Raw genomic sequence first — 15274 nt, 5'->3', positions numbered from 1 at the left:
GAGCAGCCATGCTATCTAAATTTTTTATTCAGCGACCTATTTTTGCCAGTGTACTCGCAATTATTGTTATGGCATTTGGTATTTTCTCGGTGCTGAATTTACCCGTTGAACGCTATCCCGATATTGCTCCTCCTAAAATTACAGTGTCGGCAAGTTATAGTGGGGCAGATGCGCAAACGGTTGAGCAAAGTGTTACTCAGATTTTAGAGCAACAAATACAAGGGATTGATCACTTACTTTATTTCAGTTCGACCAGTGACTCGTCAGGCCGTAGCCGAATTACGATTAGTTTTGATAATGGAACCAACCCAGATACAGCACAGGTGCAAGTACAAAATAGCATTAGTGGTGTAATCAGACGTTTACCAGATGAAGTACAGCGCCAAGGAGTGACGGTAAGTAAGTCTCTGGGCGATACTTTTATGGTAGTAGGTCTATATGACTCGACAGGTAAAACGGGGAATATTGAGTTATCGGACTATTTAACGACGCACGTGGTAGATAACTTAAATCGTATTGAAGGGGTAGGTGAGTCCGATGTCTTTGGTTCACAATATGCAATGCGAGTCTGGCTAAATCCCGATAAATTAAAACAATATAATTTAATGCCAAGTGACGTGGCTAGTGCGATTACAGCTCAAAATACTCAAGTTGCCGCGGGTGCACTTGGTGATTTACCCGTTATCGATGGGCAATATTTAAATACTAAAGTTACAGCAGGCTTTCGACTAAAAACAGTCGAAGAGTTTAAAAATATTGTCGTGAAATCAAATCAAGCAGCGAGCTATGTCTATTTAAAAGATATTGCTAGAGTTGAGTTGGGTGCAGAAAACTATCAGTCTTTTAACACCATTAATGGTTATCCCGCCGCAGGTTTAGGTATTTCGCTGTCTTCAGGTGCGAATGCGATTCAAACTTCTAAGCTTATTCATCAGACTTTAGATGAGCTTACAAACAAATTGCCTGCGGGTTATAAAATTGTTTATCCGCGGGATAATACGCCGTTTGTTCAAGAGTCAATTAAGGAAGTCGTAAAAACGCTTGTTGAAGCGATTATTCTTGTTATTTTGGTGATGTTCCTATTTTTACAAAGCTGGCGCGCTACACTCATTCCGAGTATTACTGTTCCTGTGGTTATTTTAGGGACTTTTGCTGTCTTATATGTGCTCGGTTTTAGTATTAACACCTTAACGTTATTTGCACTGGTGCTCGCCATTGGCTTGTTAGTCGATGATGCAATTGTGGTGGTAGAAAACGTTGAGCGGCTCATGCATGAACAGCATTTAACACCGAAAGAAGCAGCCATTGAGTCTATGGGTGAAATTAGTGGAGCCTTAATAGGGATTACATTGGTTTTAACTGCGGTTTTTATTCCAATGTCTTTTTTAGGCGGTTCAATTGGGGTGATTTACCGTCAGTTTTCTATTACCTTAGTTGCCGCTATGGCGTTATCGCTTGTCGTTGCATTAGTCCTCACACCAGCTTTATGCGCCTTAATTTTAAAGCCTAACCCTAAGCCTATGCGTTGGGCAGTTTGGTTTAACCAAAAAATTGATCAACTTAAAAATCAATATATCAAGATCGTACAAACAAGTATTCGTTACAGTAAATCGGTTGTTGTGATTTTTGTGGCTCTGATTGCTGTTTTTATGCTGTTTTATAGTGGTTTAAAAAGTGGGTTTATTCCTAAAGAAGATCAGGGCATTTTAAGCGTTCAAATTAAACTCGTTGATAGTGCCCCAATTTCTCAAAGTCAGAAAATTGGAGAACAAGTTCGTCAATATTTCCTGACTCAAGAAGATAAAAATGTCGACTTGGTTTTAATCCGTTATGGCCGAAATTATTCAGGTACAGGGCAGAACTTGGCCCAAGGATTTATTGCTTTAAAACCGTGGGATGTGCGTACAGGAAAAGAGGATTCGGCAGACGCTATACAAAAGCGTGCGATGAAATATTTTAGCCGTTTTAATAATGCTCAAATCAATGTGACTTTACCTGCTTCAGTCAATGGTCTAGGTCAAACTGATGGTTTGGATTTATGGATTCAAGATTTAAATGGGCAGGGGCAAGATTTTCTAGATAGCACCTTCCGTCAGTTGCAAACTCAAAGTAAAAACTACTCAAGTTTTGAAAACTTTGATAAGCAATCAACCAACAGTAAAGCCAACCTAAATATCAAAATTGACCAGAAACAGGCATTAGCAAATGGGTTAGAGCTACCTGCGATTAATAACACCCTGTCGAGTGCGTGGGGTGGAACTTACGTGAATGACTTTATTGACCGTGGTCGTATCAAGCGTGTCATGATCCAAGGTGATGCTGAATTCAGATCGAAACCTGAAGATTTATATAATTGGTCCGTACGTAATAACCTAAATGAAATGGTGCCTTTTAGTTCCTTCGCTAACTTTAGTTGGGGTGGGGCTCCTGAAATTGTAAAACGCTATATGGGTTATAGTGCTCTACAACTACAGGCTGATGTTGCGAGTGACAGCAGTTCTGGTCAGGCCATGAAAGATGTTGAGCAACTTGTAAATCAGCAAAAGGATGTGGGTTTAGCGTGGACAGGTTTATCTTTTGAAGAACAGAAGTCGACAAATCAGGCAGTCTGGTTATATTTAATTTCAGCAGGCTTTATTTTCTTATGTTTAGCAGCTCTATATGAAAGCTTGAGCATTCCCGCTGCTGTGATGACCTCTATTCCGCTTGGGGTAGGGGGAAGCGTTATTTTCTCTTATATTTTCGGCCTGCCAAATGATGTTTATTTCCAGATCGCGCTGTTAACCACGATTGGCTTGTCGTGTAAAAACGCAATTTTAATTGTTGAGTTTGCCGCATTGGCTCAAGAAAAGGGCAAGAATGCAATTGAAGCGGCTTTAGAAGGCGCTAGCTTGCGCCTAAGACCGATTTTAATGACATCCTTGGCTTTTGGTGCCGGAGTACTTCCTTTGGTCTTTGCACAAGGTGCAGGGGCTGTGAGTCGCCAAGAAATCGGTATTAGTATTTTAGGTGGCGTTATGTTTGGTACTGTGCTGGTTTTATTCTTTATTCCAGTGATGTATGTATTATTGCGTTCATTGTTTCGATCGAAAACTTCGAGTTAACAGCAAACAATTTAAAAACAGGCATTAAATCAAGTATATTAAGTTCAACTTCTCTTCATATATTTGATTTAGATGCCTCAAGAAAAAAAATTAACAGAGCAGCAGGTCATTGCGCTAGAACGAGACCTTGCCAAGTTCGCCACCATGATGGACAGCGCAGTGCGTATTCCTTTTACAAAGCAGGGTATTGGTGCAGATGCGGCATTAAGTACCATTCCTGTTGCGGGTGATATCGCTGGTTTTGCCCTTACATGCTATGCCATTTATAAAGCTAAACAGATTGGTGTGCCACAACACAAGTTAACTCCAGTGATTAAGCTGGCTGTTGTAGATGCTGTAGTGGGTTTTGTTCCGGTTGCAGGCACTATTTTTGATATTTTTATACGTCCTAGTAGAAAAGCATTAGATGTAGTGCACGCCCATATACGTGAAGAATATGCGATCCAGAGCGATATTCATGTTGTTCATCCATATTTACATGAAAAGCTCGAAAAGAAGCAGCAGCATTCAGCCTTTTGGCGTAATCCCGTAGTTAGTTGGTTATGGTTACATATCCCCGATTTATTAGGTGCCTTTGTACTGCTTTTAATTGGCTTGGCTATTTGGTGGGGAGCAAGTTATCTCTGGAGCTTTTATCAAACCACGTCATAAAAAAATAAAGCCTCCAACTGGAGGCTTTATTACTTCACGTTAAACGTTTTATGGGCAATCTAATTGATGTAAAGCTGCCACACGTTGTTCAATTGTTGGGTGGGTCTGGAACAAAGCAGCTAAGCTGAAACCTTGTTCTTTACCTTCCGCAATCGCGAAAGCTTTCATTTCTTTTGGCATTTGATCTGGCATTTCTGTCTCAGCTTGTAGACGTAATAATGCAGAAATCATTGCTTGTTTACCTGCTAAACGCGCACCTGCTTCATCAGCACGGTATTCACGATAACGAGAGAACCACATCACAATCGCAGAAGCGAGAATACCAAAGACGATATCTAATACTATGGTAATAACGAAGTAACCCATACCCGGTGCTTCACCATCTTGACGACCAAAAACATTACGGTCGATAAAATCACCGACTACACGAGCAAAGAACATAACAAAGGCGTTCACGACACCTTGGATGAGTGCTAGGGTAACCATATCACCATTCGCAACGTGACCAATCTCATGCGCAAGCACAGCACGTAGCTCATCTTTATTCATACGTTCAAGTAGACCGGATGAAACGGCAACTAAGGCATCATTCTTATTCCAGCCTGTTGCAAAGGCATTGGATTGATATGATGGAAAAATACCAACCTCTGGCATATTAATACCAGAACGTTGAGAAAGTTCAGCGACTGTTTGCAATAACCAGCTTTCAGCTTGGTTACGGGGAGCATTCGGGTCGATCAGTTCTGTACCGGTCGTTTTCTTAGCCATCCATTTTGACATGAATAACGAGATTAAAGATCCCACCATACCAAATACAAAACAGATCACTAAAAGGTTGCCTAGATTCAAGCCACCCGCGCCATGGTAACTACCGACACCGAAGAGTGACAAAATAATGCCAGCTACAACCAGTACCGCGAGGTTGGTAAGCAAAAACAAACCAATCCGCATCATTGAGAAAACCCTCTTATAAATAAAATGTTATCTGATTTACAAATTCTAAATCATGCAGCTAATATGCGGGGCTTAGGGGAAAAATTCAAGAAAAAAATAAGGAATTGATACATTCTTTCACGTAATAGAATGTACCTAAATTTAAGGAATTATTGGCTAAATTAGCCTAAATGGTAAAGATCAGGTAATAGATCATTACAATTTAAAGCCCAGAAACCTGACGGAATACAACCGTCAATAAATGTTCTTATTCTATTCGAATATGTGCAATTGCAGTGGCATTGTTCGTGACATAAGTACCTGTAGGCGCATCGGTAAATGTTCCATTAGATAAAGTCACAATTTGACGAGAAGAGGAATATTTAGGTGCTGGTGCTGCTATTTGAGCTGTTGTATTTTCAGCTAAATTAGAAGATTGAGAAGAGACTTGCGCTGAAGTATTAGAAAAAGATGAAAAACCTGAACCAGATGAATATAAGTTTTGATATCGACTCGTTACACGGCGCACATAATCTTGTGTTTCACGAAAAGGTGGAATACCGCCGTATTTATCAACATTACCTTCACCTGCATTATAAGCAGCAAGTGCCATTTGTGTATTGCCACGAAAACGCTTGAGTAACCAGCTTAAATATTTTGCACCTGCAAAAATATTTTGCTGAGCATCAAAGGCATTGGTCACGTTAAATCGACGTGCAGTCGCAGGCATGAGTTGCATAAGACCTTGCGCCCCTACTGGAGAGCGGGCATTTACATTAAATCCTGACTCAGTATGCATGACGGCCTTAATTAAGCCTTCGGATACACCATGCTGTAGAGCAGCTTGTTTAATAATATGATCAAAAGCATTTTTATTTTTATTGTAGCTAGGCAGAACAGAGGCTTCTGATGCTCCCCAGTTCGTATAACTATGGATATTACTGTCAGGGTAGTAAGTCACTTTTACTTTTTTAAGTGATTGATCATAACTTTTTCGGTTAGTCAGCAATGTACTACCATTCTTATCTTGGTAAATATACATTTGGCCTGCTGAAGTCGACGTTATGCCGACCGAAAAAGTGGTCGTCCCCAGTAAACAAGAAAAAAGAAATTGAACCGATTTTTTCATTTTATGTTATTCACAATTTTAAGGTATTCAAAACTTGCCGAAGAGTTTATCAAAAAATATTACAGAAAGAACTTTTGTGTAATTTTTTTTATTTCGACTCTTTCAAAAAATCAAGCTGTTTTGTTCGAATGCTCATCAAAAAAAATTAAAAATTATTTTTAAAATGATTCTATTGACTTGAATAACATGTTGATATTAAAGGTTAAAAAACATTGGTTAAAAAATGATCAATTTAAATAAAACCCTTAACAGAAGGCCTCAACAGTTTGTCAAGTACGAAGAAATCCACAATTTTATCCACAGGTTTTGTGGAAAACTGTGGAAAAGTCCAAAAAGTAAGCACTTTGCACAAATTTTGAACGCTTCAGTCAAAAAATAGCAAGACTTTTGCATCATGCCGGAGCAATGTGACGGCTTCAAGAATTGAAACTATTCTTTTGATGCGATTCTCGTCCGAATCATATAAAATTGCGCGGTATTTTTATTTATGGGTATACCTCGTCTATGTACGCGCCAGTTGAGTCTAATCAGGGATTTAATTTTAAGCCTGAACTTCCAACAAGCTCGGCCTATTACCGTTTGCTCAAGAAGCTTCGCCGTCAAGTTGGGCATGCTATTCGTGACTTCAATATGCTTGAAGAGGGCGATAAGGTCATGGTGTGTGTTTCTGGTGGTAAAGACAGTTATACCTTGCTCGATATCATGTTGCAGTTTAAACGTATTGCCCCAATCAATTTTGATGTGGTCGCTGTTAACCTTGACCAAAAGCAACCGGGCTTTCCTGAAGATGTTTTACCACGTTATATGGAAGAGAATAACATTCCATATTACATTCTTGAAAAAGACACCTATACCATTACTAAGCGTTTAACACCGGAAGGTAAAACCTACTGTGCAGTGTGTTCACGTTTACGCCGTGGTTCTTTATATGGCTTTGCTCAAGAAATCGGTGCGACTAAAGTTGCTTTAGGGCATCACCGTGATGACATTCTTGCAACATTCTTCTTAAATCTTTTTCATGGTGGTAGTTTAAAGGCGATGCCTCCAAAGCTTTTATCATCAGATAAGAAGAATATTCTGATTCGTCCATTGGCATATGTTGAAGAAAAAGACATCATCAAATATGCCGAGTTACGTCAGTTCCCAATCATTCCATGTAATCTTTGTGGCTCGCAGGAAAACTTACAACGTGCCATGCTTAATGAAATGCTACGTGACTGGGATAAACAATATCCGAAACGCTTACACAGCATTTTCGGTGCGTTACAAAACGTATCTCCGTCTCAGTTAGCAGACCGTGAACTGTTTGATTTCGAAGCTCTAGATTCTCAGCGCGAGCTGGATTTTAAAGATCCAGAAGAGCTTAAAAACCGTTTAGATGTCGTGAACTTAAGTTTTGCTGCTGAGTAAAACTATTTGATAAGTCAATTAAAGGCACTTTATAAACAAGTGCCTTTAATGTATCAAAATACTAAAAAATGAATGTTCCGTACAAAAAGTCATAGCCCTAAATTTAAATTACATGCTATAACAACGCTCAAGCAGAATTGCTTCACATGATGTTGTCTGGATAGGCAACTAGAGAAATTGAACAAATAAATTTGAGGAAGAATCATGCCTGCATTTTTAACTGAAGATTGGTTTGCTACTGTCGAAAAATTAACTGCTGAAGCAGGAGATCTTAATTTGCCACCCGCTCTTGCGAATTTGGCAATTAATTTAGTAGTTACAGATGCTTCTGGAAATACCGAATTAGCTTTAGATGGGGGTAAAATCCAAAAAGGTTTGTCTTCAAATGCCAAAACAACTTTAAATATGGATGCTGAAACTTTACGTAAAGTATTCTTAGAGTTTGATATGGCTGCTGCTATGCAGGCATTCATGACTGGTAAAATTAAAGTTCAAGGCGATATGTCTCAATTAATGGCTTTACAAACAGCTAAGCCAAGCCAAGAACAAAAAGATTTGTTCAAGAAAGTATTAGAGCATACAGCTTAAATTTAAAAGAATTCATATAAAAAGCTTACCCATAGAGGTAAGCTTTTTATTTATACAAACAATGAATTTATCAACTTTTAAACAATAAAAATTAGATATTGATTCGTGTTTGCGCGGTTTTGATATGTTCAAGATAAGCACGAATACGAGTGACATATTGAACTGCTTGCTTGTATCGACCATTTCGCGTTTTATTACTTTGCAAATAATTGTAGAGATTAACCCACTGATTTGGGTCTTTCCCTTGAGCCTGCAAGCGTTTCTGAATCTGGTTCACCGCACCCGGTCCCATATTATAGGCCACAAGCGCATACCAATTCCGATCAGGGAAAGGAATATCATCATATTCACTTAGCATCTGGTCGTAATACTTTGCTCCACCTTGAATGCTTTGAGCTGGATCACTACGATTGCTCACACCCATTGCTCGAGCAGTGCTATTGGTGAGCATCATTAAGCCACGAACACCTGTGGGAGAAACAGATTCTGGCTTTAAATATGATTCTTGATAACCAATTGCGGCAAGTAAATGCCAGTCGAGATCATATTTAGCTGCACTTTGTTTAAAGCTCGCTTTATAAATCGGTAAACGCGTCGTTAAATCACGTTGAATGGTCGACCAAGCTTCTGGTTTCACCACATTACGATTATAAAAAGAAGCGAGTTGCTGCGTCACACCATTTTGCTTACTTTGGCATACAAAGCCACTGGCAGTCTGGGTGAGGGGGTCATCAGCTTGTTTAAACACCCAGCTTAACTCAGTATTTAAACCATTCTTTTGCAAATTGACTGTATCACCACAACTCGCAGAAAAGGACATTAAACCTTTGTTCTCGATGGTACTTAAACCTGCGGTAGTCATTGCAAAGTTTGCTTTACCTTGCTGAACCCATCTAAGTGCAGTGGCATTGTCTGCCACGATTTTAAAGTCCAGCTTTACATTAAGGGTTTGCGCATAGTTACGAGCTAAGTCATAACCAAAACCATGTAAAAACTGATCTTCTTTGAAAACAGTTGTCGGGCTTTCTACAGCAACAACAGTTAGAGTGTTTGTATTTACTACAGTATTATACTGTAGGGTTTTTCCTGCATTGATACTATGAAATGGAAAAAGCATAGTACTGAGTGCAAGTGCTTTTAACGGGAGAGAGGAAAATAAAGAGTTAAGGCAAAGCCTCGACTCTGAACTTGAATTACTGTGCATGTTGTCTCCGCTACAGATAATTTATGCCCAAAAAGTCAGACAATAAGCTGCCATAACTTTTAAAAGTTGATAAATTCAATAAGGGGTGGGCAGTCATGACGTCATTCAAAATGACATGAAATGAAAAAAACAAACTGTGTAGGAAATCTACATAGTTTTCTGAAAGGTTAAAAAATGCTCAACATTTAATCTGCGCGCATCATAATATTGAAAAAAAGTATTGTCAAATTTCGTACAATTAAATATTCGATATAACATCATAAGCACATGAATTTCTTAAGGAAGAAAATTTATACACTTCTGATATGAGAAAATAGGGTATAAAATGCTACATCTTGTAAGCGATATGTTGTTGAACAGTGGTTTTTAATCATGAAATCTAACTTAATTACTCGGTCAGGGCATGACAAATTAGTTGCTGAATTAAAACAACTTTGGCATGAAGAACGACCGGAAATCACAAAGAAAGTGAATTGGGCTGCAAGCTTAGGTGATCGCAGCGAAAATGCAGATTATCAGTACAACAAGCAGTTACTTAGAAAAATTGATCGACGAGTACGCTATTTAGGAAAACGTTTAGAAGAATTAAAAATCATTGATTACGCACCAGAACAAGACGGTAAGGTGTATTTCGGCGCTTGGGTAGAAATTGAAAATGAAGAAGGTGAGCAGAAAACTTTACGTATTGTAGGGATCGATGAAATTTATGACCATCACCCGCAGCATATTTCGATTGAATCACCTATGGCCCGCGCACTGCTCGGCAAAGAAGTAGATGATGAGATTGAAGTGCATACGCCATCTGGAAAAAAGCTTTGGTATATCAATACAATTCGCTATGAAAAGAATGAAAACCCAGAAAAATAAATCAATTTGTATTTATTTTGAGCGTTTGAATTGAAAGTTAAATAAAAGATTTGCCAACTTGTGTTTTTGTTTATATTATAGCGCTCGTTGGAAGCGTGGCAGAGCGGTTTAATGCACCGGTCTTGAAAACCGACGAGGGTGTGAGTCCTCCGTGAGTTCGAATCTCACCGCTTCCGCCAAATTCTTAAAAAGCCCTTGTTAATGACGAGGGCTTTTTTTTATGTATAGGACATAAATTACAGTAATAGTTAGCTTAAATTTTGCTAACAACTCCTGAAAATTTCATATAAATCAAATAAGTATATATTTTAATCAAAATTGTTGTATTTATATAATATATTTTTTATTTTCAGTGCCTTACCAAGCACATGTCTATATATCAGAATCGAACAAGTTATTTGTAGAATATTCACTTATTGATATATGATGATCCCATATTTAGAAACTGATTCAAAACATAATTCTATTGTTCAGCGAGCAAGATCAAGGAAGAAATTAGGCTGAATTCAGGCTTCTAAACCCTTATATATCTGGAGTTATTTCCAGCCAAATATTGCATTTCGACCCAATGGTTGGGAATGTCTCACTCTTTTGTAGAGTAGGCGTTTCCTATTTTAGGATGTATCTATGAAAAAATTATTTAGTGTCTTGTTCAGCGCATCTGTACTCACACTGACTGCATGTAATAAACAACCTGCACAAACTGAAAATACAGCACCAGCTAAAGACAAAACTGAGTCAGTACGCACCATTAAACTTGTTTCAACAGGTTCAGATACTGACGTATGGAAATACGTTGCAACGCTTCCTGAAACTGCTCAAGCGGGCATTAAACTCGAAGTGACCAACCTGACTGACTATGTTGTGTTAAATACATCTGTAGCAAGTGGTGAACAAGACGTAAATGCGTTCCAGTCATTTAACTATTTGGCAGCTTATAACGCTTCAAACACTGCTAAAGTTGCTGCTGTTGCAACAACTTACTTGGAACCAATGGGTCTTTATGCAAATACAGTTAAAACTGTTGATGAGTTCCCACAAGGCGCTACAATCGCGATTCCAAACGATACTGCTAACGAAGCTCGCGCATTAACATTATTACAGTCTGCTAAACTGATTAAACTCAAACCAGACTTTGACCCTATAAAAGGGACGACCAATGACATTGCTGAAAACCCTAAAAATTTGAAATTAAAACCAATTCAAATGACAACAGCAGTTCGTGTTAAAAACGATGTAGATGCAATTGTATTGGGTAATACATTGGCACTTGAAGGTGGCTTAAACGTACTGAAAGATTCTATCTTCCGTGAGCCTGTTGACCAGTCTACAAAGCTTTATGTTAACTTATTGGGTGTGGCTGAAGCGAATAAAAATGACCCGATCTATACGAAATTAGGTGAACTTTACCACTTGCCTAAAGTACAAAAGTTTGTGAGCGAAAAATTTGCGGGTACAAAAGTTGAAGTTAACAAACCTGTTTCTGAGTTTACAGACATCAAATAAGTGATTTTTTAATTTAAAATTATCTTCCAAAGCTAAGTCTCGGTAATCGGGACTTAGCTTTTTTATTTAGAAGGGTGTATTTAAATTAACCTATACGTGAAATTATAAATGATTTTATTTTTATTATTCATATAAGGCTCATTATATTAAATGAAATTGTTTTACCATATATTATATGCTTAATATTTTTAGGATATTCCATGCTACAAAAAGCTTCTGAAATTGATTTTCCTATTCTTATTGATATTTGGGATAGATCAGTAAGAGCTACTCATGATTTCTTACCTGAAGAGGAAATTAATAACTTAAGACCTTTAATTCTTAATGAATATTTTCATCATGTATTACTTCATAAATACGTTCGAGATGGACAAATAGTAGGTTTTATTGGAACAAGTAGTGACAACATAGAAATGTTGTTTATTGATCCTGAGTTTAGGGGGAAAGGGGTAGGACGAGTTTTAACTAATTTTGCATTCACAGAGTTAAAAATAGAAAAAGTAGATGTGAATGAACAAAACTTTCAAGCAGTTGGATTTTATAAAAAACTAGGATTTAAAGTAATAGGACGATCTGAATTAGATGGTCAGAGTAAACCGTATCCTATTTTGCATTTAAAAATTTAGTTTTTCTAAAATTAATATAATACAGCTTATAAGAAATTTCTCTAGCTTAAAACAGCCTATAATCAATAGGCTGTTTTGATTTATACTCCGTTAAACAATGGCATAACTCCAGAGATAGAACAGGTACTAAATGATTTAGAGTATGAATTGGAAAATTATTAGAAAAATACGACCCAGCTTCCTTAAGTGAGACTAATTTCTAAGAGTAGTCATTCTATGAAATATGCTCAAATTGTACTGAAAGCCAATTTTTAAGATCATTTAAGAAGGTAGGCCATATCTCTTCTGGTTCTAATTTAGATATACCTTCTAAAGCCAGATATAACTCATCATCATAATAATTTATGAAATCGTATAGATCGTCATCTTCAGCAAATCTAGATATCTTTATTAATATTGCAAATAAATTAGAAATTAATTCTATTGAATATCCGATAGAGGGTGTTATCTCTGTATATTTTTTTAATATTTCATAAAGAATTTTTTTCTTAAGAGTAGGTTCTATGTTAGTTTCAGCAATACTAATATTATTACAATAATCTAAGACTTCCTCATCTTTAGAGAAAAAGCAAATGTCTAAAGCGAATAGATCTGCTGGGTTTTTATCTAGTCTATTTATAGCCCATTTTTGAATATCTTTGGCAGATTTTAAATTTAGTAGTAATTCTAATTTGAACTGAAATTTTTCTACATCATTCATTTAATTTTATTCACCTTTTAGTCTCATATAATATATCTTATATGAGTAACCTATCATTAGTATACTTCTTCATTTTATATGAAATAAGATTTTAATATTAAGAATGTTTTGATTTTTTTGGCATTCCGCAAGTCTTGCAATTTTTTCTAAATAAAAGACTTATTCCATCCATTCCGAAACTTTCTGTAAAAAAACTCTCTTTACACCAAGGGCAAGTATCTTTGGACAAGAAAAACAAGTTACTAAAAAGCATGAGTAATAAAGCTACTATAATTAAAATAAGTGTAATCACTGAAATATTTACATTAAAGTAAGTTAAAAGCTGAAAGATACAAAATAAGAAAAAAGGTATTCCAAAAAGTGTAAAAACAACAAAGTAGTTTCTAATTTTTAAAAGTTTTTTATATTCTTGATACATTCAATAACCTATATTTTAAGGGTATTCTAAAATTAATAAGATACACCTTATTTAAAAATTCTGCTTATCCTAAATGGCCTTCCAAGCCAATTATCTCCCCTTTATAAACCCCACTTTAACAATAACTCACTCATTATTTATCCTTACTTTTTAATGATCTATTTTAAAACAAATGTCATTTTGTGTGCTTGACTGCAATAGGACAGGGCACTATCCTTTGCCTGCTGGCCTACATTGCCAGTCGGTTTTAGCAGACCGTTCCGAAAAGCATTAAAAGAGTATTCTTTTAGTGTGTATACCCTCGTGCCCCCTCTATGGCGGAACGGAGGGGGACACCTTCGGGTGTGCTGGGTTTTTTCGGCCAGTCTGCTAACCCCTTTCGTTCTGCCACCATAATTTTAATGTCTGGCAGAACTCCAAATAAAAAGGAGTTGGCTTTGCACATTCTTAATTTCTTGGCACTCTTTGCCAAAAGCTATAACGACACAACGTAAATTATATTTAGCAGCTTGATGATCTTTAGGGTTCTCAGGCTTTAAGTCATTACGGCTCAAAAAAATTGCATCAACAATAAAACTTGAGATGTGCCAAGCACAGTCTTTATGACTTTGCTGTGCCTTTTTTTCTCCCAGAAAGGGCACAGGCTTTTTTTATCTCATTTATATACAACAAAAATTTAATTTATAACGGTAAAACTATGCCACATTCAGATCTTCCATTTCGTGCTTTAAGCGTACTTCATACCTCCAGATTTCTTTTTAATCAATATGGTTTTCACAAAGTCGGGGTGGACCGAATTATTGAATCTTCGAAAACTCCCAAAGCGACTTTTTATAATTACTTTCACTCAAAAGAAAGGCTCATTGAAATGAGCTTAACCTTTCAAAAAGATGGACTTAAACATGAGATGCTTTCAATTATTTACGTTCAAAAAGACTTAACTCTGCTTGAAAAGCTTCGCAAAATTTACTTTTTACATGCGGATTTAGACGGACTTTATCATTTGCCTTTTAAAGCTATTTTTGAAATTTCAAAAACACATCCCAAGGCGTATCAGGTGGTGGTTGAATATCGAAAATGGTTCATTAATGAAATCTATAATTTACTTTTAACAGCCAATTCAAATGCTTCAAAACAAGATGCACACATGTTTTTGTTTGTGATTGATGGGGCAATGGTTCAACTTTTAGATCCAAATAAGGCAGGGGAAAGAGAAAAATTACTAGATTATTTTCTAATTTCTTGGGAGGGAGTTAGGTGAAAAGTGTGAGGATAATAAAAGATGAAATATAAATAAGCTATTTTTTTAAAACCAATTTTTGATGTCGAGCTGAATTGCTAAGCTCCCTGCAATGCAGGAAGATTCACTAAATATTGAGAGTTGGTTGGTTTTTTAATTTTTATATTATTACCAATTATAAAAAATCACGGCTTAAATAATGTGACTGAAGTTGGGTTATGAATTATTTCTGTGGATTGTTTGGGCAGATAGTTTCATAGTTATTACATAGGTTACTTTTTGTTCAATCACTCTTACATATAGCAACGTTATATCCATCATACTTTCTTAGAAATCTGACTAACGGATAAAGTCAGAATAAGCAGGAGAGAGAACAATGTCACAATTTTTAATTATTGCGGAGAAGGTTTATAAAAAATTTGAAGATTCAAAATTGTTCTCTGACAATATTATTGAGCAGTTGAATAGTTTAGTAAGTATTATCCGACAAGAGCTAAAAGGAACACCTTATAAACTTAAGTATAATTTTATTAACTTTGAAGAGTGTATCAGCAAGCCTTTAAGTGAATGTATGGTTAAGCTGGATATCAGTTTAATGCCTTCTTATAAGAATAAGTGCGAATATATTATGTGGTTGGCAAGCTTTATTGAAAGAATAACAACAGGCGGTCAACGGAAATTCCCTCCTTTGAAAAAGCATAAGCCACATACGGTTTTACAAGACATGGGGAGCGAAGAAGTTAAAGCGCATAAGGTCGATCTTGGAAAAATGATTACGAACTATTTTGATTCACCGGAATTTAAGAAAGTTTTGGGAAAGAATTAAAAAAATCCTAAAGTATGAAATAGATAGAGGTAGCACCACACTTTCATAGTTGATGGAGCATTTTGAATATTT

At 36.6% G+C, this 15274-nt stretch carries 15 protein-coding genes and 1 tRNA gene; 10 read left to right on the top strand and 6 right to left on the bottom strand.

From position 1 onward, the window contains the following. The first annotated feature begins 8 nt into the window (after nt 1-8). Both MSG66_RS15400 and MSG66_RS15395 read left to right on the top strand, forming a co-directional pair. Nucleotides 9-3104: a multidrug efflux RND transporter permease subunit gene (locus MSG66_RS15400; protein WP_324654530.1), complete on the top strand. Its 3096-nt coding sequence runs from the start codon at nt 9-11 to the stop codon at nt 3102-3104. 72 nt (nt 3105-3176) lie between these two features. Next, nucleotides 3177-3755 carry a DUF4112 domain-containing protein gene (locus tag MSG66_RS15395; protein WP_324654529.1) on the top strand — a complete coding sequence of 193 codons (579 nt, stop codon included), beginning with the start codon at nt 3177-3179 and terminating at the stop codon, nt 3753-3755. A 48-nt stretch (nt 3756-3803) separates the two neighbouring features. Here the strand turns inward: MSG66_RS15395 and htpX are convergent, their stop codons facing one another. Both htpX and MSG66_RS15385 read right to left on the bottom strand, forming a co-directional pair. Next, nucleotides 3804-4709: a protease HtpX gene (gene htpX / locus MSG66_RS15390; RefSeq protein WP_133972127.1), complete on the bottom strand. Its 906-nt coding sequence runs from the start codon at nt 4707-4709 to the stop codon at nt 3804-3806. A 247-nt stretch (nt 4710-4956) separates the two neighbouring features. Further along, nucleotides 4957-5817, bottom strand: a complete 861-nt coding sequence (locus MSG66_RS15385; RefSeq protein ID WP_324654528.1) for a lytic transglycosylase domain-containing protein — start codon at nt 5815-5817, stop codon at nt 4957-4959. Nucleotides 5818-6321: 504 nt separating this feature from the next. On the opposite strand from MSG66_RS15385, the gene ttcA reads away from it, so the two are divergent. Together ttcA and MSG66_RS15375 are read left to right on the top strand one after the other, a co-directional pair. Then, nucleotides 6322-7227, top strand: coding sequence for a tRNA 2-thiocytidine(32) synthetase TtcA (gene ttcA / locus MSG66_RS15380; RefSeq protein ID WP_003650120.1), 906 nt, complete (start codon nt 6322-6324; stop codon nt 7225-7227). Between the two features lie 204 nt (nt 7228-7431). Next, the gene (locus tag MSG66_RS15375) at nt 7432-7815 is read left to right on the top strand and encodes an SCP2 sterol-binding domain-containing protein (protein ID WP_002118641.1); all 384 of its coding nucleotides are present in this window, start codon (nt 7432-7434) and stop codon (nt 7813-7815) included. 91 nt (nt 7816-7906) lie between these two features. On the opposite strand, the gene MSG66_RS15370 is transcribed toward MSG66_RS15375, so the two are convergent. Next, nucleotides 7907-9019, bottom strand: a complete 1113-nt coding sequence (locus tag MSG66_RS15370; RefSeq protein ID WP_324654527.1) for a transglycosylase SLT domain-containing protein — start codon at nt 9017-9019, stop codon at nt 7907-7909. A 372-nt stretch (nt 9020-9391) separates the two neighbouring features. Here MSG66_RS15370 and greB point away from each other — a divergent pair, with 372 nt between their 5' ends. The 4 genes from greB (at nt 9392) to MSG66_RS15350 (ending at nt 12018) form a co-directional block, all read left to right on the top strand. Continuing rightward, the gene (gene greB / locus MSG66_RS15365) at nt 9392-9886 is read left to right on the top strand and encodes a transcription elongation factor GreB (RefSeq protein ID WP_133972131.1); all 495 of its coding nucleotides are present in this window, start codon (nt 9392-9394) and stop codon (nt 9884-9886) included. An 89-nt stretch (nt 9887-9975) separates the two neighbouring features. Further along, nucleotides 9976-10065: transfer RNA gene (locus MSG66_RS15360), tRNA-Ser, on the top strand. A gap of 448 nt (nt 10066-10513) precedes the next feature. Further along, nucleotides 10514-11392: a MetQ/NlpA family ABC transporter substrate-binding protein gene (locus tag MSG66_RS15355; RefSeq protein ID WP_133972133.1), complete on the top strand. Its 879-nt coding sequence runs from the start codon at nt 10514-10516 to the stop codon at nt 11390-11392. A gap of 200 nt (nt 11393-11592) precedes the next feature. Next, entirely contained in the window at nt 11593-12018 is a 426-nt protein-coding gene (locus tag MSG66_RS15350) for a GNAT family N-acetyltransferase (protein WP_324654526.1), read from the top strand. A 214-nt stretch (nt 12019-12232) separates the two neighbouring features. Here MSG66_RS15350 and MSG66_RS15345 read toward each other — a convergent pair whose 3' ends face one another. From MSG66_RS15345 to MSG66_RS15335, 3 genes are all read right to left on the bottom strand, one after another. Then, on the bottom strand, nt 12233-12718 hold the full coding sequence (locus tag MSG66_RS15345; protein ID WP_324654525.1) for a hypothetical protein: 486 nt from the start codon (nt 12716-12718) through the stop codon (nt 12233-12235). A 97-nt stretch (nt 12719-12815) separates the two neighbouring features. Beyond that, complete coding sequence (locus tag MSG66_RS15340; RefSeq protein WP_324654524.1) at nt 12816-13136, bottom strand: hypothetical protein; 321 nt, start codon at nt 13134-13136, stop codon at nt 12816-12818. Between the two features lie 398 nt (nt 13137-13534). Continuing rightward, nucleotides 13535-13777 (bottom strand): hypothetical protein, encoded by a 243-nt coding sequence (locus MSG66_RS15335; RefSeq protein WP_324654523.1) that lies wholly within the window; start codon nt 13775-13777, stop codon nt 13535-13537. A 56-nt stretch (nt 13778-13833) separates the two neighbouring features. Here MSG66_RS15335 and MSG66_RS15330 point away from each other — a divergent pair, with 56 nt between their 5' ends. Then, a complete protein-coding gene (locus MSG66_RS15330) occupies nt 13834-14397 on the top strand; it encodes a helix-turn-helix domain-containing protein (protein WP_324654522.1) in 564 nt (187 codons plus the stop codon). A gap of 355 nt (nt 14398-14752) precedes the next feature. Further along, complete coding sequence (locus tag MSG66_RS15325) at nt 14753-15202, top strand: hypothetical protein (RefSeq protein WP_324654520.1); 450 nt, start codon at nt 14753-14755, stop codon at nt 15200-15202. The last annotated feature ends 72 nt before the right edge of the window (nt 15203-15274 follow it).

It is taken from the genome of Acinetobacter sp. IK31 (genome assembly GCF_035615195.1).
Lineage (GTDB): Bacteria > Pseudomonadota > Gammaproteobacteria > Pseudomonadales > Moraxellaceae > Acinetobacter > Acinetobacter calcoaceticus_C.
This window is presented reverse-complemented; position numbering and strand designations above follow the sequence as displayed.

Coding starts and splice junctions, on each gene's coding strand:
- MSG66_RS15400 (WP_324654530.1), top strand. CDS start 9: ATGCTATCTAAATTTTTTATTCAGCGACCTATTTTTGCCAGTGTACTC.
- MSG66_RS15395 (WP_324654529.1), top strand. CDS start 3,177: ATGCCTCAAGAAAAAAAATTAACAGAGCAGCAGGTCATTGCGCTAGAA.
- htpX (WP_133972127.1), bottom strand. CDS start 4,709: ATGATGCGGATTGGTTTGTTTTTGCTTACCAACCTCGCGGTACTGGTT.
- MSG66_RS15385 (WP_324654528.1), bottom strand. CDS start 5,817: ATGAAAAAATCGGTTCAATTTCTTTTTTCTTGTTTACTGGGGACGACC.
- ttcA (WP_003650120.1), top strand. CDS start 6,322: ATGTACGCGCCAGTTGAGTCTAATCAGGGATTTAATTTTAAGCCTGAA.
- MSG66_RS15375 (WP_002118641.1), top strand. CDS start 7,432: ATGCCTGCATTTTTAACTGAAGATTGGTTTGCTACTGTCGAAAAATTA.
- MSG66_RS15370 (WP_324654527.1), bottom strand. CDS start 9,019: ATGCACAGTAATTCAAGTTCAGAGTCGAGGCTTTGCCTTAACTCTTTA.
- greB (WP_133972131.1), top strand. CDS start 9,392: ATGAAATCTAACTTAATTACTCGGTCAGGGCATGACAAATTAGTTGCT.
- MSG66_RS15355 (WP_133972133.1), top strand. CDS start 10,514: ATGAAAAAATTATTTAGTGTCTTGTTCAGCGCATCTGTACTCACACTG.
- MSG66_RS15350 (WP_324654526.1), top strand. CDS start 11,593: ATGCTACAAAAAGCTTCTGAAATTGATTTTCCTATTCTTATTGATATT.
- MSG66_RS15345 (WP_324654525.1), bottom strand. CDS start 12,718: ATGAATGATGTAGAAAAATTTCAGTTCAAATTAGAATTACTACTAAAT.
- MSG66_RS15340 (WP_324654524.1), bottom strand. CDS start 13,136: ATGTATCAAGAATATAAAAAACTTTTAAAAATTAGAAACTACTTTGTT.
- MSG66_RS15330 (WP_324654522.1), top strand. CDS start 13,834: ATGCCACATTCAGATCTTCCATTTCGTGCTTTAAGCGTACTTCATACC.
- MSG66_RS15325 (WP_324654520.1), top strand. CDS start 14,753: ATGTCACAATTTTTAATTATTGCGGAGAAGGTTTATAAAAAATTTGAA.